The sequence below is a fragment of the Serratia sp. CY31944 genome (assembly GCF_052169175.1).
Lineage (GTDB): Bacteria > Pseudomonadota > Gammaproteobacteria > Enterobacterales > Enterobacteriaceae > Serratia > Serratia sarumanii.
Window position 1 is genome coordinate 40,103 of sequence record NZ_JBJNLG010000026.1, and the last position, 17,296, is coordinate 57,398.

Here is a 17,296-nt window from a genome sequence, read left to right on the forward strand (position 1 = left end):
TTTTATTCATGTTGAAGCGTTTATTTGTGACAGGCACGGATACCGACGTCGGTAAAACCGTGGTTTCCCGCGGGTTGATGCAGGCGCTGGCCGCCGATGGCCGTTCGGTGGCCGGCTACAAGCCGATCGCCGCGCGCTGCCAGGAAACCAGTGAGGGCATCCGCAATAAAGACGCTTTGGTGTTGCAGGCCACCTCAACCCTGCCGCTGTCCTACGAGGAGATCAATCCCATCACCTGCCTGGATGAGGTGTTTCACGCGCATGCAACCGAGGACATCAACTATGGCGTGATGAGCAGCGGTCTGCGCGATCTGTCCGCCAAAGCCGACACGGTGGTGGTGGAAGGCAGCGGCGGTTGGCGGGTGCTGATGAACGATCTGCGGCCTTACGCCGAGTGGGTGGTGCAGGAACAGCTGCCGGTGGTGCTGGTGGTGGGCATCAAACTGGGCTGCGTCAGCCACGCGCTGCTGACCGCGCAGTCGATCATCAACGACGGTCTGCCGCTGCTGGGCTGGGTCGCCAACCGCATCAACCCGGGGTTGGCGCACTATGCCGAAACCATCACGGCGCTGCAGCAGCGCATTCCCGCGCCGCTGCTGGGTGAAATTCCGTATCTACCGCGCGCGGAGCAGCGCGAACTGGCGCACTACCTCGATATTTCCACGCTGCTGTAAGTCCGTTCAGACGCAGAGCGTCGCCAACAGCCGGGCGGCGATCAGCAGGCCCAGCCCATATACCGTGTGGGTGAGCAGGCTGAGGAGCCGCGCTTTTCGTGGGTAGGCGGTTTTCGCCGCCGCCACGCCAAAGCCCAGCGCGGGCTGCATCACCAGAAACGGCGCCGCCAGGCTCAGCCAGCCGCTCAACAGCGCGATGAGCGGCTCCGGCGTCGCATACCACTCGCTGCCCGCCAACCCGAGCGGGATAAAGGCAAACGCGATGCCGATGGCGTAATGCAATATCCAGCCGATTTCTCTCTCCCCCCGGCGCGGCGGCGCCGTAACGATGGTGGCGTGAAACCAGCGGCCGTCGAACATGCCGAGAAACCAACGGCCCACCAGCGCATAATCGAGAGAAGGGATGCCGAAGCGCCGCTTCAGCAGCAGCGCCCACAGATCCATGCAGAGGGTGGCGCCGGCGCCGGTTAACAGGATGCGCACTAACAGATCGGGGGTCATAGGGTGTCCTTGGCTCAGTGACGTGATAATGTGCGCACAGTGTGCAACTTAAAGTCGGCTTCAAGTCAATGGCAAAAGAACTGGATATCGGCGCGGTGGCGCGCCTGAGCGGAGTCGCGCCTTCCGCGCTGCGGCATTACGAGAAAAAGGGGCTGATCGCGTCGACGGGCCGCCACGGTTTGCGCCGCCAATACGCCGCCGGCGTGCTTGACCAACTGCGGCTGATCGCGCTGGCGCGCCTGGCCGGTTTTACGCTGGACGAGATGAGCGCCTTGTTTGACGAACGGGGCAAGATAGCGCTCGATCGCGGGCTGCTGGCGGCGCGGGCGGATGAACTGGATCGCCATATCCAACGCCTGATGCAGGTGCGCGACGGGCTGCGCCACATGGTCAATTGCCCTGAACCCGAGCACCTGCAGTGCCCGCAGTTCAGGAAAATCCTGCAGCAGGGCGAGTTCTAAGCCTCGCGTTTGGGCGGCGGCGCCGAGTGATACACCGACACCGGCCGCAGGCCGCGCGACACGGTGGTGGCGATCACGCACGAGAGCAGAATGCCGGGCAGCAGCGCGTATTCGCCGGTCATTTCAAACACCATCAGCGCCGCCATGATTGGCGCATGGGTGGTGGCGGCCAGCAGGGTGGCCATGCCGGTCAGCGCCAGCAGCAGCGGCACCGCCGCATCCATGCCCGGCCACAGGCCAAACAGCTGACCGATGATCGAACCGAGCGCGGCGCCGACGAACAGCGTCGGGGTGAAGACCCCGCCCGGCGCGCCCGACCCGCTGCTGGCGAGGATCGCCAACAGTTTGCACACCAGGATCGCCCCCAGCAGCAGCACCCCCGGCGGCGCGATCAGCAGCGCCTGTACCACGCTGTAACCGTTGCCCCATACCTGCGGGAACAGCAGCGAAAGCAGCCCGACGATCAGGCCGCCCAGCGCCAGCTGCAACGGCGGCTTCAACCGCAGCGAGCGGAAGGCGTGGCCGGTGGCGGTCATCAGCCATAAAAACAGCGGCCCGGCGGCGCCGGCCACCACGCCGACCAGCGCCATCAGCAGGTATTGCGTCGGCAAGGGGGCGGCGAGCGGCGTCACCAGATAGAGCGGCGCCTGGCCGCCGTTGAGCAGGTTGGTCATCAGCAGGGCGCTGACCGCGGCGATCACCACCGGGCCGAGCGAGGCCAGCATCAGGGTGCCGAACAGGATCTCGGCGATAAACAGGCTGCCCGCCAGCGGCGCATGATAGGCGCTGGCCATCCCGGCGGCGGCGGCGCAGGCCACCCAGAGTTTCCATTCTTTCTCGTGCGTAAAGCGCTGGGCGAACAGCGAGCCCACCAGCGCCGCCAGCAGGATCATCGCGCCTTCGCGGCCGATGGCGCTGCCGCTCGACACCACCAGCAGCGACGCCAGGCACTTCACCAGGCTGGCGCCGGTGTCCAGCTTGCCGTTGCCGGTCTCGATCGCTTCCATATAGTCGGTGGGCGCCGCCGGGCGCTGGTGGCGGTAGCGCTGATGCATATACAGCAGCAGGCCCGCCGCCAGCCCGCCCAGCGCCGGAGTGAGGGCGCGCCGCCAGCCGGGCAGCGCGGCGGCGGCGGCCACCAGGCTGCCGTCGGCATTGCCGAGCAGCAGCCACTCGAGGCCAATCATCGAACGGTGGAACAGCCACACCGCCAGAGCGGCGGCGACGCCGATGAACACGGCGATAAACAGGCTGCGCAACAGGGCGCGATAGTGGTGCAGGTGGACCAATCTTTTCATGCGTGGGCGGCGTCGAGAGAAAAATCAAAGGGTCATCAGCGCATTGTGCTTGGCGCTCCGGCCGATGACCAGTGAATCTTTAGCAAACTGCGGCGTGGGCGGGGCGGCGAGCGCCCCGGCGTGGGTTATTGCGGCGTCAGCACCCGGCGCGTGCGGCCGGAGCTGAGGTAGTCGGCGATGTAATCCTGCGAGATTTCGCCGCTGTAGCGGCCGTCTTCATCGACGATCGGCATCCAGGAGGTGTTGTGCTCGTACAGCTTCGACAGCACCACGCGCAGGTTCTCCTCCGCACGGGCGGTGACGCGGAAACGGTGCAGGCTGTCGGCGCAGACGCCCGGCGCGCCGCGCGCCTCGCGGCGCTTGACGTACCCCAGCGGCTTGCCGTCGGCGTCCACCACCGTCACCGAGCGGGCGTCAATATCGTCCATCAGCCCGAACGCTTCCACTAGCGGCGTCTCCCGCCGCACCGTCACCGTTTCCTGTTGATCGGCCACGTCGCCGGCCTGCACCAGCAGCAGGCGCTTCAGCGTGCGATCCTGGCCGACAAAGGAAGCGACGAAGTCGTTGGCCGGCCGCGCCAGCAGCTCATCGGCGCTGGCGTTCTGCACGATCTTGCCCTGGCGGAACACCGCGATGCGATCGCCGAGCTTCAGCGCTTCGTCGATGTCGTGGCTCACCAGCATCACGGTCTTTTTCAGCTGGCGCTGCATGTCGAGAAACTCGTTCTGAATGGTTTCGCGGTTGATCGGATCCACTGCGCCGAAGGGTTCATCCATCAGCAGCACCGGCGGATCGGCCGCCAGCGCGCGGATCACGCCGATGCGCTGCTGCTGCCCGCCGGACATCTCTTTCGGGTAGCGGTGCAAAAAACGTTTGGGATCCAGCGCCACCATGCTCATCAGCTCCTCGGCGCGATCGTGGCAGCGTTTTTTGTCCCAGCCCAGCATGCGCGGCACCACGGTGATGTTCTCCTCGATGGTCATGTTGGGAAACAGGCCGATCTGCTGGATGACGTAGCCGATTTTGCGGCGCAGGCTGACGGTATCCAGCGCGCTGGTGTCTTCGCCGTTGACCAGAATGGTGCCGCCGGTGGGTTCGATCAGGCGGTTGATCATCTTGAGCGTGGTGGTTTTGCCGCAGCCGGAAGGGCCGAGCAGCACGCAGATTTCGCCTTCCGGCACGTCCAGATTGATGTTGTCGACGGCGTTGAACGGCGTGCCGTTCTTTTGCATGAACTGTTTGGTCAGATTTTCCAATTTAATCATGAGCGGATCCCCTTGGGCGTTAGCGCAATTTGCAAGCGGTGCAATAACCAATCGAGGACGATCGCCAGCAGGCTGATCATCACGGCGCCGGTAATCAACTGGCGAATGTCGCTGCTGCTGATGCCGTTGAGCAGCAGCAGGCCGAGGCCGCCGGCGCCGATCACCGCGGCGATCGCCATCACGCCGATATTCATCACCACGGCGGTGCGGATGCCGCCGAAGATCACCGGCAGCGCCACCGGGATCTCCACCCAGCGCAGGCGTTGCCAGAACGTCATGCCGATGCCGCGGCCGGCTTCGCGCAGCCCGCCGGGCAGGTTGTCGAGCGCGGTGTGGGTGTTGCGCACGATTGGCAGCAGCGAGTAAAGGAACACCGCGGTGATCGCCGGCACGTAGCCGATGCCGTGGCCGATTAAGGAAAACAGCGGGATCATCAGCCCGAACAGGGCGATGGAGGGCACGGTCAGCACCAGCGTGGCCAGGCTCAGCACCGGCGTCGCCAGCCATTTATGGCGGACGATCAGCACGCCGAGCGGCACGCCGATCAGGATCGCCAGGCCGACGGCGGCGCCGACCAGCAGCAGATGTTCCAGCGTCAATCCGGCGATATAGGCCCAGTTTTGCCAGGCGTAAAGTATGGTATTCATCATGCCTCCCTATATCAGGCCGCGCTGCTAGAGGAACGCATCGGCGACCTGTTGCGGCGTCTGGTAGTCGATATCCACCCTGGCGTTAAGCTCGGTGATCACCTGATTGTTGAACTGTTTCGACAGCGTGTTCAGCGCCTCTTCCAGCCCCGGCGTGTTTTGCAACACGTCGGCGCGCACCACCGGCGTGACCGCATAGCTCGGGAAGTAACCCTTGTCGTCTTCGAGCACCTGCAGATCGAAGCCTTTCACCCGGCCGTCGGTGGTGTACACCAGCCCGGCGTCGACGAAACCGTCGCGGATGGCGTTGTAGACCAGGCCGGGATCCATCTGGCGGATTTGCGGACGATCGAGCGGCATATCGTACAGCGCCTGCATCGGCTTCAGGCCGTCCGAGCGGCCGGCAAACTCCAGATCCAGCCCCAGCAGCCAGTTGTGTTTCGGGTCGGTTTTACGCACCTGTTCCACTTTGGCCACCAGCTGCGACATGGTGCGAATCTGCTCTTTTTCCGCGCGCTGGCGCTGCATGGCGAAGGCGTAGGTGTTGTTCATGTCCGCCGGCTGCAGCCACACCAGGCCGAGTTTGGCGTCGAGCTTTTTCACCGTGTCGTAAGTTTCCTGCGGCGTCATGCGCTTATTGATGTGGTTAAAGATGATCAGCGAGGTGCCGGTGTATTCCCAGGTCATGTCGATCTGTTTGTTGATCATGGCGTTGCGGGTGATCACCGTGGCCAGATTGGTCTTGGGTTCGACCTGAAAACCTTTGGCCCGCAGGTATTGCACGGTGATCGCCGACAGAATGCGCTGTTCGGTAAAGTTCTTGCTCGCCAGCGTCAGCGGGGCGGCCCAGGCGGCCGCGCCGGTCATCAGCAAGGAGAACAGCAGCGCGTGGCGGAGGCGTTGTAACCATCGAGTCATCGCGTTTCTCCCATCAGGATGCGGTGTGCGGGCTGAGCCGGCGGCCGAGACCGGCCAGCGCCAGATCGAGCAGCAGGGCGATCAGCGCGGTGGCGGCGGCGCCGAGGATCAGCGTCGGGAAGTCGTTCAGGTAGATGCCGGGGAAGATCAGTTCGCCGTAGCTGCTGGCGCCGATCAAAAATGCCAGCGGCGCGGTGCCGACGTTGATCGCCATTGCGATGCGCACCCCGGCGAAGATCACCGGCAGGGCGTTGGGCAGTTCGACCTGGCGCAGCCGCTGCCCGGCGGTCATGCCAATACCGTTGGCGGCCTCGACCAGCGCCGGCGGCACCGAACGCAGGCCGGCATAGGTATTGCGCACGATGGGCAGCAGCGAGGCGAGGAACAGCGCCACCACCGCCGGCCGGTCGCCGATGCCGATGATCACCATCGCCAGCGCCAGCACCGCCAGCGGCGGCAGGGTGTTGCCGACGTTAAAGATCTGCATCACGTGCTCCGCCCAGCGGCGGGCGAAAGGGCGGCTCAGCAGGATGCCGCTGGGAATGCCGACCAGCAGCGACAGCAGCATGGAGCACGCCACCAGGAACATGTGCTGCTGGCCGAGGTAAATCAAATCTTCCCGGCGCGATTTGAGGGTTTCCCAGCCGATGCCGTAAACCAGCAGCGCGACGACGGCGATAAACAGCAGGCTCCCGAGGAGCAGGCGCCGGTATGGCGCTGACTTGTGCATGATGTTGCGTCCTCCGTTGCGCGGAGCGGCCGATAGGCGGCGCATTCCGCTCTGATTGTTACCCACTGCCCGGCGGGCGTGGCGGTACAAAACGGGCGTTTCGCATGAGGTTAGCGAGATTGAGCGAAGGGTGCGTTCGGCACAGCGTGCTGAACGTAGGCTCAATACGTGAGTTAATCAGCATAAGATACTGATATTTAAACCCGAGAAAGCACGAAGCCCAAAGGCGCCGGCTAGGGAAGGTATAGCACCCTGACGTTGAGCGTGCCAAGTTTTATGAACAAAATCAGCTGATTGAGTTTGCCCAGATTGGCGCCGCAGACCGCGTCAGCGCTGGGATGCGTGGAAAGTAAAAAAAATCCGCCGCAAAACGTTACGCCGTAACAATAAGTCCAAATGGTGCGATTCGCCGCCGGCAAAGGCAGGATGTGAGGGCGGATAGACTCGGCGCAGACGCTTGCTGATATACTCAAGGAAAATAAAAACGCCAGGAAGCCTGTATAACGCCATGACAAATAACGTTTCACCCGCACCCATCACCCACCGCCCGCTGATCCTGATCGCCTGCATGCTGGCGATGTTCATGTCGGCGATCGAAGCCACCATCGTCGCCACCGCCATGCCGACCATCATCGGCGATCTCGGCGGCTTTTCGCTGCTGGGCTGGGTGTTCGCGGTCTATTTGCTGGCGCAGGCGATCACCATTCCCATCTACGGCCGGCTGGCGGATCTCTACGGCCGCAAGCGGGTGTTCTTCTTCGGCGCCACGCTGTTCCTGCTGGGATCGGTGCTGTGCGGCTTCGCCCCCGACATGTATTGGCTGATCGGCTTTCGTCTGCTGCAGGGGCTGGGCGCCGGCGCCATCATGCCGATCGCCTCCACCATCATCGGCGACATCTACAGCGCCACCGAGCGGCCGAAGGTGATGGGCTATCTGTCGAGCGTGTGGGGCGTGTCGGCGATCATCGGCCCGCTGCTGGGGGCGTTTATCGTGCAGCACCTGCCGTGGGCGCTGGTTTTCTGGGTCAATCTGCCGATCGGCCTGCTGGCGATGCTTTTCCTCTGGCGCTATCTGCCGGCGCATCAGCAGCTGCGGCGGCACGCGCTGGATCTGGCGGGCACCGCCTGGCTGACGCTGTTTGTTTCGGCGCTGCTGCTGGCGCTGTTGCAGATGGAAAGCCTGGGATGGTGGGTGGCGCCGTTGCTCGCGCTGGCGGCGGCGTCGCTGGCGCTGCTTGTCCGCCAGGAGCGGCGCGCGGTCGAACCGCTGTTCCCGTTGGCGCTGTGGCAAAGCCGGGTGATCGTCGCCGGCAACATCGGCGGGCTGGTGATCGGCGCGGCGATGATGGGCATCAGCGCCTTCCTGCCTACTTTCATTCAGGGCGTAATGGGCGGCTCGCCGCTGGAGGCGGGCACCACGCTGGCGCTGATGTCGATCGGTTGGCCGCTGGCCAGCACGCTGAGCGGCCGTTTGATGCTGATGACCTCGTACCGCGCGACGGCGTTGCTGGGTGCGCTGCTGTTGGTGGCGGGCGGCCTGATCCTGCTGATGCTGCAGCCGACCGGCGGCCTGCTGTGGGGCCGGGTGGCGGCGTTTATGATCGGCGCCGGCATGGGGTTGTGCAACACCACGTTTTTAGTGTCGGTGCAGAATGCGGCGCATTACAGCATTCGCGGCATCGCCACCGCCTGTACGGTGTTTACCCGCATGGTGGGGTCGGCCATCGGCACCGCGATTTTGGGCGCCACGCTGAACCTCAACCTGCAGTGGCGTTTGCCGGAGGTTGACGATCCGGTGCAGCGGCTGATGGAGCCGGCGGTGCGGCAGAGCATGGGAAGCGAAGCGCTGGCGCAGCTGATCCAGCAGGTGGCGGCTTCGCTGCATTGGGTGTTCCTGGCGTCGGCGTTGGTGTCGTTGCTGGCGCTGGCGGCGGCGATGCTGATCCCGGCGCGTTGTCGACCGCAGGGCGAAGGAGAAGAGGCGGAGCAGGCGTAAGGGAAAAGTAAAGGGCGCGGCTGTGAATGAACTGCGCCCTGGATAGCCGATGCGGCTTACTGCGTGTTGGAGGTATCCTGGCTGGTGCCGGTCTGCGCCGCGTCACCGCGATCGTCGCCATTGTTCAGGCGGGTATAGACGATCTTCTGGGTGTCGTTTTCGCAGTGGCCGACCACTTGGCCGCCCGCTTGATCGGCCTGATCGTTAGGCACGATCTCCAGTTTGAAGCCGGACTCCGGAACGCCGTTATTGATGATTTTCTGCGAAATGTCTGCTTTCACGCTTTCGCAGGAGGCCAGAGCCGCCAACGGCGCGCCGGCCAGCAAGACAGCGGTTAATATCAGCGTTTTCTTCATCACGTCATCCTTTTAGACAATGGACTTCCTGTAACAGGATAGCAGTAATGGCGGCCGGGTTTCACGCTTGCCCGCCCGCCGCAGGCGGATTAAGGATTAATCCGACGCCCGGTCTGACGATCCAGACATTTACGGGTGTCCGGCTCCCAGTACGCGTTGACGTTGTTGCTGTCGTTGCAGCGATCTTCGTCATCCGCCGCGCGATCGGCCTTGTCGAACTCTTTCTCGACGCGAGTGTTAACCTTGTGGCGCAGGGATTTGGTATCATTCCACTGCTCTTTGCTCTGGCGTGCTTCTTCGGTGCTCATCGCGCCGCTGCCTTTGCCATCGACGGTGACGCAGGTGCTGCCCTGCGTGCAGGTGGCGGCCAGCGCCGGCGCCTGCCAGGCACCCATGACGGCCAGCATGGCGACCGGCAGCATCCCGCGCAGCAGTCGTTGGGTCGAAAATGTTTTCATCGTTTCATCCTTATGAGTGAGTGCGCCTGATGATGGCGGCACTGGCGTTACTTCGCCCGCAGGCGTGGTGACAAATATACCACCGCGCTTCTGAAATTCACCAGCCAAGCGCCGATTCGTTTACTTTATCGAGAGAAAACTGCGACCGATGTTAAAAACCACGCTGTTGTTTTTCGCCACTGCGCTCGCCGAAATTATCGGCTGTTTCTTGCCTTATCTCTGGCTCAAAAAGCAGGGCAGCGCCTGGCTATTGCTGCCGGCGGCATTGAGCCTGATGCTGTTTGTCTGGCTGTTGACGCTGCATCCGGCGGCCAGCGGGCGGGTCTATGCGGCCTACGGCGGCGTGTATGTGGCGACGGCGTTGCTGTGGCTGCGGGTGGTGGACGGGGTGAAGCTGTCTGCGCTGGACTGGGTGGGCGCGGGGGTGGCGCTGGCGGGCATGTTGATCATCGTTTCCGGCTGGCGCGCGGCCTGAGCAAACACGGCGGGAGTCGCCTCCCGCCACCGGAGATCAGGCGCCGCGGTGGATGTTCAGCCCGGCGAAGGACTGGCTGACCGGCATCATTTCCAGCGTGTTGATGTTGACGCGCGCCGGCAACGTCGCGACCCAGAACACCGACTCGGCAATGTCTTCCGGCGTCAGCGCATCGGCGCCTTCGTAGGTTTTGTTGACCTTGCCGTCATCGCCCTTGAAGCGCACGTTGGAGAACTCGGTGCCGCCCACCAGGCCCGGCTCGATATCGGTCACGCGGATGCGCGTGCCGTGCAGATCGGCGCGCAGGCCCAGGCTGAACTGTTTGACGAACGCCTTGGTGGCGCCGTACACGTTGCCGCCGGCGTAAGGCCAGTTGGCGGCGGTGGAGCCGATGTTGATCACATGGCCGACGTTGCGCTCGACCATGGCCGGCAGCAGCGCGCGCGTCATGTTCACCAGCCCCTTGGCGTTGGTGTCGATCATGGTTTCCCAGTCATCGGCGTTGGCCTTGTGCGCCGGCTCCAGCCCCAGCGCCAGCCCGGCGTTGTTCACCAGCACGTCGATCTGGCGCAGCTCGGCCGGCAGTGCTTCGATCGCCTGTTGAATGGCGGCGCGGTTGCGCACGTCGAGCCGCACGATGTGCAGCGCTTGCCCTAATTCGTCCTGCAGCTCTTCGAGACGCTCAAGGCGGCGCCCGGCGGCGATCACCTGATGGCCTTCACGGATAAAACGGCGTGCGATTGCCTCGCCGAAACCGGAGGTGGCGCCGGTAACAAAAATAATCATGTTGCTGTTCCTCAACTGTTTTTACCCTACATGCCTCTATCATTAGCACAAACCCGCTGGCAGTGGCAGCGGTTATCGCGGCGCAGAGAAAAAAAGGCCGCACCGGGCCGGCGGGCCGGCGCGGATCAATGCTGAGGCGGCAGGTGGTAGACCACGGCGTCATACTTGATGTTTTCACGCTTGCCGGCCAGCACGCCGCCCAGCGACTCGGCGAGGCGGCGGCTGGCGGTATTTTGCTCGGCCACCGGGTAGATAAGGTGCTGAGGCTGAAAGCGCTCGCTGACCCAGCGCGCGATGCCCTGCACGATTTCGCGCCCGTAGCCCTGGCCGTGCAGGCTCTCTTTCACCCAGATGCCCAGCTCCGGGGTGCGGCTGCGCAGGTTGTGCGCGCCGCCGACGCCAACAAACTGCCGGTCTTCGCGCCGACGGGCGACGAAGATCACTTCTTCGCCTTCGCGCATCAGCGGCAGCCAACCTTGCCAGACGTTGGCGAAATCTTCCGGCGACGCCTCCGGCTCAAAGGCCATAAAGCGCGTCAGAGTGGGGGTGATCGCCTGGTAAACATCGTCGGCGTCTGCTGCGGTAAAGGGGGCAATCAACAAACGGTCGGTGTCCACGCGGCACTGAGAAAGGTCATTATGATTCATCTTATTTTCCCTCGCTTTTCAGGCCAGAACGGCAAAAAATCCGCGCCCATAAATCAGGGCGGATCGTCGATATTACGCGCATTGACGGCAGAAGCGACTTATTTTTCGCCGCTTGGGCAAGATGGAAAGATCGGGATTGGTGACAATGTCACGCTATGAATGAAGCGGCGAGCGCGATGAGGTGCGCCCGCCGCCGGGGATCAGAACTTCACCGAGCCTTGCAGATAGATCGTACGCGGCTGGCCGATGTACAGACCTTTGTTATTATCGTCATAGGCGCGGGTGAAATACTCGTGGTTGAACAGGTTTTTCACGCCGACGCCCAGATTCAGGCCGGCCATTTCCGGGCCGAAATCATAGGCGGCGCGCACGCCCCACAGCATATAGCCGGGAATGCGGCCGGTGCTGCCGTCGGCGCTTTCCGCCACGGTGTTGGCGTTATCGGCGAACTGGCTGGATTGGAACTCGCCGTTGAGGTTAAACGCCCAGTTGCCCGGCGTGTAGTCCAGCCCCAGCGTGCCTTTATGCTTCGGTGAGAACGGCACCTGGTTGCCCTTGTAGCCGCCGTCTTCACGGATAGTGGCGTTGACGTAGGCGTAGCTGGCGTAGGCGGTCAGATCGTCCAGTTTCGGCGTCAGCTGCGACAGATCGTAACGCAGGCTGCCCTCCAGCCCGGCGTGGCGAGTTTTGCCGCGCGCGGTCACGCTGTCGGTCACCTGGTTGGAGTCGTACTGGTTGTTGAAGTTGATCAGGAACAGCCCGATCTCGCCGGTCAGCGTATCGCCGGCGTAGCGGGTGCCCAGCTCCCAGGTGCGCGCCTTCTCCGGTTCAATCTTGCCGCTGTCGACCGCTTTGCCCATCTGGCTGTATTGCACGGTGCCGAAGGAGCCTTCGGTGTTGGCGTACAGGTTCCAGTATTCGTTAAGGTGATACATCACGTTCAACGCCGGCAGCGGCGCGTTATAGCTGACGTCGAGGCGGTTGTTCTTGATGTAGTTGTTCTGATACGACTTGATGTACTCGTAGCGCATGCCTGGCGTGATGGTCCAGTCGCCGATGTCGATGCGATCGTCGATATAGAAGGCGTGCGCCTCGGTGCCGGACTGGGTATCGCGATCGTACGGGCTGGCGCTGGACGGCAGCCGGCCGGTGCTGGCCTTGCTGGTGTAGCGCAGCTCGTGGGTGGATTCGCTGACGTAGCGGTAGCCGACGCCGACCTCATGCGCCGAGTCTCCCCAGCGGAAGCTCTGGCTGTAGCGCGGTTCCACGCCGCGCACCCAGTATTCGCGCGGTGACAGCGTCAGGTTCTTGCCCTGATCCAGATAGCCGCTGCGCAGGGTGTAAGTGTAGAAGCTCTGCACGTCGAACTTGTGCTGTTGATCCGGCTGATACTGATAGCCGAAGTTCGCCAGCTGGCGGCGGCCCCAGAACTTGTCGTACGGACGCGTCGACTGGAACGGGTTGGCGTTGTAGTCCGCTCGGCTCAGGCCGCCCGGCATGTCCGCCTCGCCTTCGTAGTATTGCAGCAGGCTGTTGAAGGTGTGCACCTCGTTCGGGGCGTAACGGCTTTTCAGCATCACGTCGTCAATCTTGGTCGCGCTGTGTTCGCGCCAGTCGCTGCCGCGGGTGCCGGAGTAGAGCAGCGCCGCGCCGAAGCCGTTGTCGGCGGTGCCGCCGATCATCAGGTTGCCGGTGCCTTTCGGGTGATCCTGGCGCGAAGTCGGGCTGAGCTGCCCCTGCATGCCGGCCGCCATGCCGAAGGTTTTCGGGATGGCGCGGGTGACGAAGTTGACGACGCCGCCGACGCTCTGCGGCCCGTAGCGCACCGCGCCGCCGCCGCGCACCACGTCGATCGCGTCCATATTGCCGAGCGAGACCGGCGCCAGCGACAGCTGCGGCTGGCCGTAAGGAGCGAAGGGCACCGGGATGCCGTCCATCAGTACGGTGGAGCGGCTGGCGAGGCGCGGGTTGAGGCCGCGAATGCCGAAGTTCAGCGCCATGTCATGGCTGCCGGTGCCGTTGTTCTCCGGCGCCACCACGCCCGGCACCCGGTTCAACGCTTCGCGCACGGTGGTGGTGCCGGTTTTGGCGAATTCTTCGCGGCGCACCACGTCGCGCGCGCCGGGATGTTCGAACACGTCTACCTGGCGGCCTTCCGCCAGCCAGTCACCGACCACGGTGATGTCTTCTTCCTTCTGCGGCTGAGGCAGTTTGGCCAGCGTGTAACCGTTGTTGCCGAGCGCTTTAGCCTGCAGGCCGCTGCCCGCCAGCAGGGCGTTCAGGCCGTCATCGACGCCGTAGCTGCCGCTCAGGCCCGGCGAACGTTTACCGGCGGTCAGCGTGCCGTCCACCGAGAGTGCGATGCCGGCGCGCGCGGCGAAAGCGTTCAGCGCGCCGTCCAACTCACCGGCCGGAATATGATAGGCTGCGGCAGCGCTGGCGGCGCTCGCCGTCAGCGGTGCGGCGAAGGCCAGGCCAATAGCCACGGCCAGCGGCGTGGCGCGTTTTCCCCAAAGCGAAGCCGGCGCTACCTTTCCCCAAGCGTTGTTCATACCTTCTCCTGAATCATTTTTTATTTATTGCTGCAGTGTTTTCCTGGGAGTCGGATGAGCGAAGCAAAAGGGACAATCAAGAATGCGATTTTTTATCATTTTCATTTAAAAAATTCAGGCGGGAACGATTTGCAGCCAATAGCGGGTAAAGCTTTGCAGGCGCACCGGCAGCGTCTGGCTGAGCAGGGCGAGGGCGCGATCGGTATCGTTGAGCGGGAAACTGCCGCTGACGCGCAGGCCGGCGACGGCCGGATCGCAGCTCAGGTGGCCGCGTCGGTAGCGCGCCAGTTCGGCGATCACCCGGTCCAGCCGCCATTGGCTGACGCTCAGCACGCCGCGCAGCCAGCCGTCCTCCGCCGCAGCCGGTTGCTTGTCGCTGAAGGCCGAGGCGCTGAAGCCGATCTGTTCCCCGGCGTCCACCCGGCGCGTTTGCTGCGGATCCTGCGCCAGCTGCGCTTCGACCGCATGCTCCAGCACCGTCAGGCGCGTCTCACCGCCGATCTCGCGCACCAAAAAGCGGGTGCCGAGCGCGCGCATCGCCCCCTGTGGGCTTTGCACCCACAGCGGCCGGGGGTCGCGCCCGGTAATCAGGCTGATTTCTCCGGCGTGCAAACGGATCAACCGTTGACGATCGTCGTAATGCACGTCCACCGCACTGGCGGTGTTCAGCACCAGTTGGGTGCCGTCGCTTAACACAATGGGTTTGATTTCGCCGGTGGCGGTGCGGTAGTCGGCGCGCAGCTCCCGGCCGAACGGCGATTGGTAAAGGAAACCGCCGCCGCCTACGCCAAGCAACAGCAGCAGGCTCTTCAGTAGGGTGCGGCGATCGATTGCCGACTGGCGGCCGGCGCGATCGAGCGCGCGGTAGCTGAACTTGCCCGGCACGCCCTGCAGCTGGCTCTGCAGCGCTTCGACGCGCTGCCAGGCCCAGCGGTGATCGGCGTGCTGCTGGTGCCAGGCTTGCCACTGTAGGCGCTGGCGGTCGGTGACGTGCTCATCGCACAACAGGGCATACCAGTGTGCGGCCATCTTCAGCGCCTGGCGCTGCTCGGGGGTAATGGCGTTGCTCATGAGAAAACGTCGTTTTCCAGGCTGAACAGCAGGCAATGCTCGGTGGCCTTGGCCATGTATTTTTTAACCGAACTGACCGACACGCCGAGGCGCACGGCGATGTCCGCATAGCCCAGGCCTTCGAGCTGCGACAGCAGAAAGGCCTGTTTCGCTTTTGGCCCCAGGCCGTCGAGCATGGCATCGATCTGCTGCAGGCTTTCCAACAGGCTCTGGCGCTGTTCCGGCGACGGGGCGTAGCCTTCCGGGATCAGCGTCAGCATCTCCAGATAGGCGCGCTCCAGCGTTCTGCGGCGGAACAGATCGACCATCACCCGCTTGGCGACGGTGACCAGAAAGTCTTTCGGCTCGCGCAGGGTCGCCGCGGCGTCGCTTTTCAGCAGGCGCATAAAGGTGTCCTGCGCCACATCGTCCGCGTCGAAAGCGCAGCCCAGCCGCCGGCGCAACCATCCCTGCAACCAGGCGTGATGGGTGGCGTAAAGGCGCGACAGCGCGGCGTGCGGGGCGGAAGCGGTGGCGGACATGGTTTTCGCATTGCTGGTCAAAAAGATGCGCGGATGATAATTGAGAATGGTTATCGTTTCAAGTTTGTCGGGTGGGTTCCTGAATGGTTCCGGCCTCTTTTTATCGCGTTGAAATAGGCTGACGGGCGCGAAAATATCCCTTTGCCCATTAAAGGTGCAGCAACGGTGTTATTTCGGTAAGCAAACGGTTGCTATTAGTCTGCCGTCGAAGATCGCCGCGTGTTTAATTCTTTTTCTTCGGTTGGTTTTCTTTGTTTAATTAGTATCACTTTGTTTTAACGTGAAAATATATTTTATGTCGGTCTGTTGGCACACGGCTTGCTATGCTTAACCCGGTCTTTAAGTTTGGGCAACAGAAGGCATTGTTTCATCGGCGCAGGTTATTATGCGGGTGAGATTGGCCGGTCGTCACAAGGAAGAAAATAATGGCACTGCAATTCACCACGGCTATTCGTGGCAATTTTTTTGATATCGCGGCCTGCGTGGAGGAACCGCAACAGCTTGACGAACGCCTGCGGCACATTCCCGACGGTTTGTTGCTGCTGAACGGGGGCGTCATCGCCTGGTTCGGCAGCTGGCAGCAGGGCGAGGCGCTGCTGCCGCCGGGTTTCGCGGTCACGGAGTATCGCGACAAACCGATCGTACCGGGCTTTATCGACACCCATATCCACTATCCGCAAACCGAAATGATTGGCGCCTATGGCGACCAACTGCTGGACTGGTTAAATAATTACACCTTCCCGACCGAAAGCCGCTATGGCTGCGAGCGGCACGCCGACGCGATGTCGGCCTTCTTTCTGCGGGAGTTGCTGAGCAACGGCACTACCACCGCGCTGGTGTTCGGCAGCGTGCATCCGCAGTCGGTCGATGCGCTGTTCAGCCAGGCGCAAACGCTGAACATGCGCCTGATCGCCGGTAAAGTGATGATGGATCGCCATGCGCCGCAGGCGCTGCTGGAAACGCCGGAGCAGAGTTACCGCGACACGCGCGAGTTGATTGAACGCTGGCACGGCAAAGGCCGCCTCGGTTACGCCATTACGCCGCGCTTTGCGCCAACCAGCACCCCGGCGCTGCTGGCGCAGGTGCAGCGGCTGCGCGAAGAATTCCCCGACGTGTGGCTGCAGACGCACCTGAGCGAGAATCCGCAGGAAGTGGCCTGGGTAAAATCGCTGTTCCCGCAAAGCCAAAGCTATCTGGACGTTTACCATCGCTACGGCATGACCGGCGGCAAAAGCGTGTTCGCCCACTGCCTGCACCTGGAGGAGCAGGAGTGGGACTGCCTGTGCGAGACCCGTTCGGCGATCGCCTTTTGCCCCACCTCCAACCTGTTCCTCGGCAGCGGGCTGTTCGACCTGCAGCAGGCCTGGCGCAAGCGGGTTAAGCTCGGCATCGGTACCGACGTGGGGGCAGGCACCTCCTTCAATATGCTGCGCACGCTGGGCGAGGCGTACAAGGTCGGCCAGCTGCAGCATTACCGGCTCTCCGCCGTAGAAGCGTTCTATCACGCCACCCTGGGCGGCGCCCGCGCGCTGTCGCTGGACGACAAAATCGGCAACTTCGACGTCGGCAAAGAGGCGGATTTCGTGGTGCTCGATCCGGCGGTGACGCCGCTGCAGCAGTTACGCTATGCCAACAGCGCCACGCCGGCGGAACAAGGCTTCGTGCTGATGACGCTGGGGGACGATCGCAATATTTATCGCACCTATGTGGACGGCAAGGTGGTTTATCAGGCGGCGGTGTCAGACTGATTTCATTCGCGGTGTTGGCGCAAAGGCATATTGGAATACGCCGACACCGCGTGGCGACAATTTTAACATAAGGAAGTGAAAGCCTTGATAGCGTTATTGCTGCACACGTTGTGGATGAAAAACAGACAATGGAAGGGCGGCGCATGATTATTTATTGGACATGCCGAGATGTAGTCTGAATACGATTATTTG

Annotated in this window: 18 protein-coding genes; 5 read left to right on the plus strand and 13 right to left on the minus strand. The window is 62.9% G+C overall.

Features of this window, described 5'->3' with window-relative positions; all coding sequences use genetic code 11:
* The first annotated feature begins 8 nt into the window (after positions 1 to 8).
* On the plus strand, positions 9 to 674 hold the full coding sequence (gene bioD, locus ACJ8IN_RS22355) for a dethiobiotin synthase (RefSeq protein ID WP_033648223.1): 666 nt from the start codon (positions 9 to 11) through the stop codon (positions 672 to 674).
* A 6-nt stretch (positions 675 to 680) separates the two neighbouring features.
* Here the strand turns inward: bioD and ACJ8IN_RS22360 are convergent, their stop codons facing one another.
* Entirely contained in the window at positions 681 to 1,175 is a 495-nt protein-coding gene (locus ACJ8IN_RS22360) for a DUF2938 domain-containing protein (protein WP_197846397.1), read from the minus strand.
* Positions 1,176 to 1,243: 68 nt separating this feature from the next.
* Here ACJ8IN_RS22360 and ACJ8IN_RS22365 point away from each other — a divergent pair, with 68 nt between their 5' ends.
* The gene (locus ACJ8IN_RS22365) at positions 1,244 to 1,636 is read left to right on the plus strand and encodes a helix-turn-helix domain-containing protein (RefSeq protein ID WP_094860129.1); all 393 of its coding nucleotides are present in this window, start codon (positions 1,244 to 1,246) and stop codon (positions 1,634 to 1,636) included.
* Here the strand turns inward: ACJ8IN_RS22365 and clcB are convergent.
* The 5 genes from clcB to ACJ8IN_RS22390 all read right to left on the minus strand — a co-directional run bounded on the left by clcB (position 1,633) and on the right by ACJ8IN_RS22390 (position 6,494).
* Positions 1,633 to 2,934 carry a voltage-gated ClC-type chloride channel ClcB gene (clcB, locus tag ACJ8IN_RS22370; protein ID WP_197846396.1) on the minus strand — a complete coding sequence of 434 codons (1,302 nt, stop codon included), beginning with the start codon at positions 2,932 to 2,934 and terminating at the stop codon, positions 1,633 to 1,635. The genes ACJ8IN_RS22365 and clcB overlap by 4 nt on opposite strands.
* A gap of 125 nt (positions 2,935 to 3,059) precedes the next feature.
* On the minus strand, positions 3,060 to 4,199 hold the full coding sequence (gene osmV, locus ACJ8IN_RS22375) for an osmoprotectant ABC transporter ATP-binding protein OsmV (RefSeq protein ID WP_041034977.1): 1,140 nt from the start codon (positions 4,197 to 4,199) through the stop codon (positions 3,060 to 3,062).
* Complete coding sequence (gene osmW, locus ACJ8IN_RS22380) at positions 4,196 to 4,846, minus strand: osmoprotectant ABC transporter permease OsmW (RefSeq protein ID WP_049234456.1); 651 nt, start codon at positions 4,844 to 4,846, stop codon at positions 4,196 to 4,198. Before osmW ends, osmV begins: the two co-directional genes overlap by 4 nt.
* A 27-nt stretch (positions 4,847 to 4,873) precedes the next feature.
* On the minus strand, positions 4,874 to 5,713 hold the full coding sequence (locus ACJ8IN_RS22385; RefSeq protein WP_442519525.1) for a glycine betaine ABC transporter substrate-binding protein: 840 nt from the start codon (positions 5,711 to 5,713) through the stop codon (positions 4,874 to 4,876).
* 64 nt (positions 5,714 to 5,777) lie between these two features.
* Positions 5,778 to 6,494, minus strand: a complete 717-nt coding sequence (locus tag ACJ8IN_RS22390) for an ABC transporter permease (protein WP_033638459.1) — start codon at positions 6,492 to 6,494, stop codon at positions 5,778 to 5,780.
* Positions 6,495 to 7,002: 508 nt separating this feature from the next.
* Here ACJ8IN_RS22390 and ACJ8IN_RS22395 point away from each other — a divergent pair.
* Complete coding sequence (locus ACJ8IN_RS22395) at positions 7,003 to 8,490, plus strand: MDR family MFS transporter (RefSeq protein WP_308325697.1); 1,488 nt, start codon at positions 7,003 to 7,005, stop codon at positions 8,488 to 8,490.
* Positions 8,491 to 8,546: 56 nt separating this feature from the next.
* Here ACJ8IN_RS22395 and ACJ8IN_RS22400 read toward each other — a convergent pair whose 3' ends face one another.
* Entirely contained in the window at positions 8,547 to 8,846 is a 300-nt protein-coding gene (locus tag ACJ8IN_RS22400) for a DUF1161 domain-containing protein (RefSeq protein ID WP_049199199.1), read from the minus strand.
* Positions 8,847 to 8,935: 89 nt separating this feature from the next.
* Positions 8,936 to 9,304 carry a DUF1283 family protein gene (locus ACJ8IN_RS22405; protein ID WP_004938560.1) on the minus strand — a complete coding sequence of 123 codons (369 nt, stop codon included), beginning with the start codon at positions 9,302 to 9,304 and terminating at the stop codon, positions 8,936 to 8,938.
* 148 nt (positions 9,305 to 9,452) lie between these two features.
* Between ACJ8IN_RS22405 and ACJ8IN_RS22410 the strand changes: the two genes are divergently transcribed.
* The gene (locus ACJ8IN_RS22410) at positions 9,453 to 9,779 is read left to right on the plus strand and encodes a YnfA family protein (RefSeq protein WP_004938563.1); all 327 of its coding nucleotides are present in this window, start codon (positions 9,453 to 9,455) and stop codon (positions 9,777 to 9,779) included.
* A 36-nt stretch (positions 9,780 to 9,815) separates the two neighbouring features.
* Here the strand turns inward: ACJ8IN_RS22410 and ydfG are convergent, their stop codons facing one another.
* The 5 genes from ydfG to fecI all read right to left on the minus strand — a co-directional run bounded on the left by ydfG (position 9,816) and on the right by fecI (position 15,356).
* Positions 9,816 to 10,565, minus strand: coding sequence for a bifunctional NADP-dependent 3-hydroxy acid dehydrogenase/3-hydroxypropionate dehydrogenase YdfG (ydfG, locus tag ACJ8IN_RS22415; protein ID WP_025302722.1), 750 nt, complete (start codon positions 10,563 to 10,565; stop codon positions 9,816 to 9,818).
* 125 nt (positions 10,566 to 10,690) lie between these two features.
* Positions 10,691 to 11,212 carry a GNAT family N-acetyltransferase gene (locus tag ACJ8IN_RS22420; protein ID WP_033638468.1) on the minus strand — a complete coding sequence of 174 codons (522 nt, stop codon included), beginning with the start codon at positions 11,210 to 11,212 and terminating at the stop codon, positions 10,691 to 10,693.
* 200 nt (positions 11,213 to 11,412) lie between these two features.
* Positions 11,413 to 13,764 (minus strand): TonB-dependent Fe(3+) dicitrate receptor FecA, encoded by a 2,352-nt coding sequence (gene fecA, locus ACJ8IN_RS22425; protein ID WP_308325698.1) that lies wholly within the window; start codon positions 13,762 to 13,764, stop codon positions 11,413 to 11,415.
* A 114-nt stretch (positions 13,765 to 13,878) separates the two neighbouring features.
* Positions 13,879 to 14,835: a ferric citrate uptake sigma factor regulator FecR gene (gene fecR / locus ACJ8IN_RS22430; protein WP_033638470.1), complete on the minus strand. Its 957-nt coding sequence runs from the start codon at positions 14,833 to 14,835 to the stop codon at positions 13,879 to 13,881.
* Positions 14,832 to 15,356, minus strand: a complete 525-nt coding sequence (gene fecI / locus ACJ8IN_RS22435) for a ferric citrate uptake sigma factor FecI (RefSeq protein ID WP_033638471.1) — start codon at positions 15,354 to 15,356, stop codon at positions 14,832 to 14,834. The genes fecR and fecI overlap by 4 nt, the downstream gene beginning before the upstream one ends.
* 425 nt (positions 15,357 to 15,781) lie before the next feature.
* Between fecI and guaD the strand changes: the two genes are divergently transcribed.
* Complete coding sequence (gene guaD, locus ACJ8IN_RS22440; RefSeq protein ID WP_033648235.1) at positions 15,782 to 17,104, plus strand: guanine deaminase; 1,323 nt, start codon at positions 15,782 to 15,784, stop codon at positions 17,102 to 17,104.
* Positions 17,105 to 17,296: the final 192 nt, after the last annotated feature.

What these genes read in the sequence shown, in the direction of transcription:
- osmW (WP_049234456.1), bottom strand. Translation starts at nt 4,846, where the DNA reads ATGAATACCATACTTTACGCCTGGCAAAACTGGGCCTATATCGCCGGA.
- fecI (WP_033638471.1), bottom strand. Translation starts at nt 15,356, where the DNA reads ATGTCCGCCACCGCTTCCGCCCCGCACGCCGCGCTGTCGCGCCTTTAC.
- osmV (WP_041034977.1), bottom strand. Translation starts at nt 4,199, where the DNA reads ATGATTAAATTGGAAAATCTGACCAAACAGTTCATGCAAAAGAACGGC.
- ACJ8IN_RS22400 (WP_049199199.1), bottom strand. Translation starts at nt 8,846, where the DNA reads ATGAAGAAAACGCTGATATTAACCGCTGTCTTGCTGGCCGGCGCGCCG.
- ACJ8IN_RS22365 (WP_094860129.1), top strand. Translation starts at nt 1,244, where the DNA reads ATGGCAAAAGAACTGGATATCGGCGCGGTGGCGCGCCTGAGCGGAGTC.
- bioD (WP_033648223.1), top strand. Translation starts at nt 9, where the DNA reads ATGTTGAAGCGTTTATTTGTGACAGGCACGGATACCGACGTCGGTAAA.
- ACJ8IN_RS22390 (WP_033638459.1), bottom strand. Translation starts at nt 6,494, where the DNA reads ATGCACAAGTCAGCGCCATACCGGCGCCTGCTCCTCGGGAGCCTGCTG.
- ACJ8IN_RS22395 (WP_308325697.1), top strand. Translation starts at nt 7,003, where the DNA reads ATGACAAATAACGTTTCACCCGCACCCATCACCCACCGCCCGCTGATC.
- fecA (WP_308325698.1), bottom strand. Translation starts at nt 13,764, where the DNA reads ATGAACAACGCTTGGGGAAAGGTAGCGCCGGCTTCGCTTTGGGGAAAA.
- ACJ8IN_RS22385 (WP_442519525.1), bottom strand. Translation starts at nt 5,713, where the DNA reads ATGACCGGCGCGGCCGCCTGGGCCGCCCCGCTGACGCTGGCGAGCAAG.
- ydfG (WP_025302722.1), bottom strand. Translation starts at nt 10,565, where the DNA reads ATGATTATTTTTGTTACCGGCGCCACCTCCGGTTTCGGCGAGGCAATC.
- ACJ8IN_RS22405 (WP_004938560.1), bottom strand. Translation starts at nt 9,304, where the DNA reads ATGAAAACATTTTCGACCCAACGACTGCTGCGCGGGATGCTGCCGGTC.
- ACJ8IN_RS22410 (WP_004938563.1), top strand. Translation starts at nt 9,453, where the DNA reads ATGTTAAAAACCACGCTGTTGTTTTTCGCCACTGCGCTCGCCGAAATT.
- ACJ8IN_RS22420 (WP_033638468.1), bottom strand. Translation starts at nt 11,212, where the DNA reads ATGAATCATAATGACCTTTCTCAGTGCCGCGTGGACACCGACCGTTTG.
- guaD (WP_033648235.1), top strand. Translation starts at nt 15,782, where the DNA reads ATGGCACTGCAATTCACCACGGCTATTCGTGGCAATTTTTTTGATATC.
- clcB (WP_197846396.1), bottom strand. Translation starts at nt 2,934, where the DNA reads ATGAAAAGATTGGTCCACCTGCACCACTATCGCGCCCTGTTGCGCAGC.
- ACJ8IN_RS22360 (WP_197846397.1), bottom strand. Translation starts at nt 1,175, where the DNA reads ATGACCCCCGATCTGTTAGTGCGCATCCTGTTAACCGGCGCCGGCGCC.
- fecR (WP_033638470.1), bottom strand. Translation starts at nt 14,835, where the DNA reads ATGAGCAACGCCATTACCCCCGAGCAGCGCCAGGCGCTGAAGATGGCC.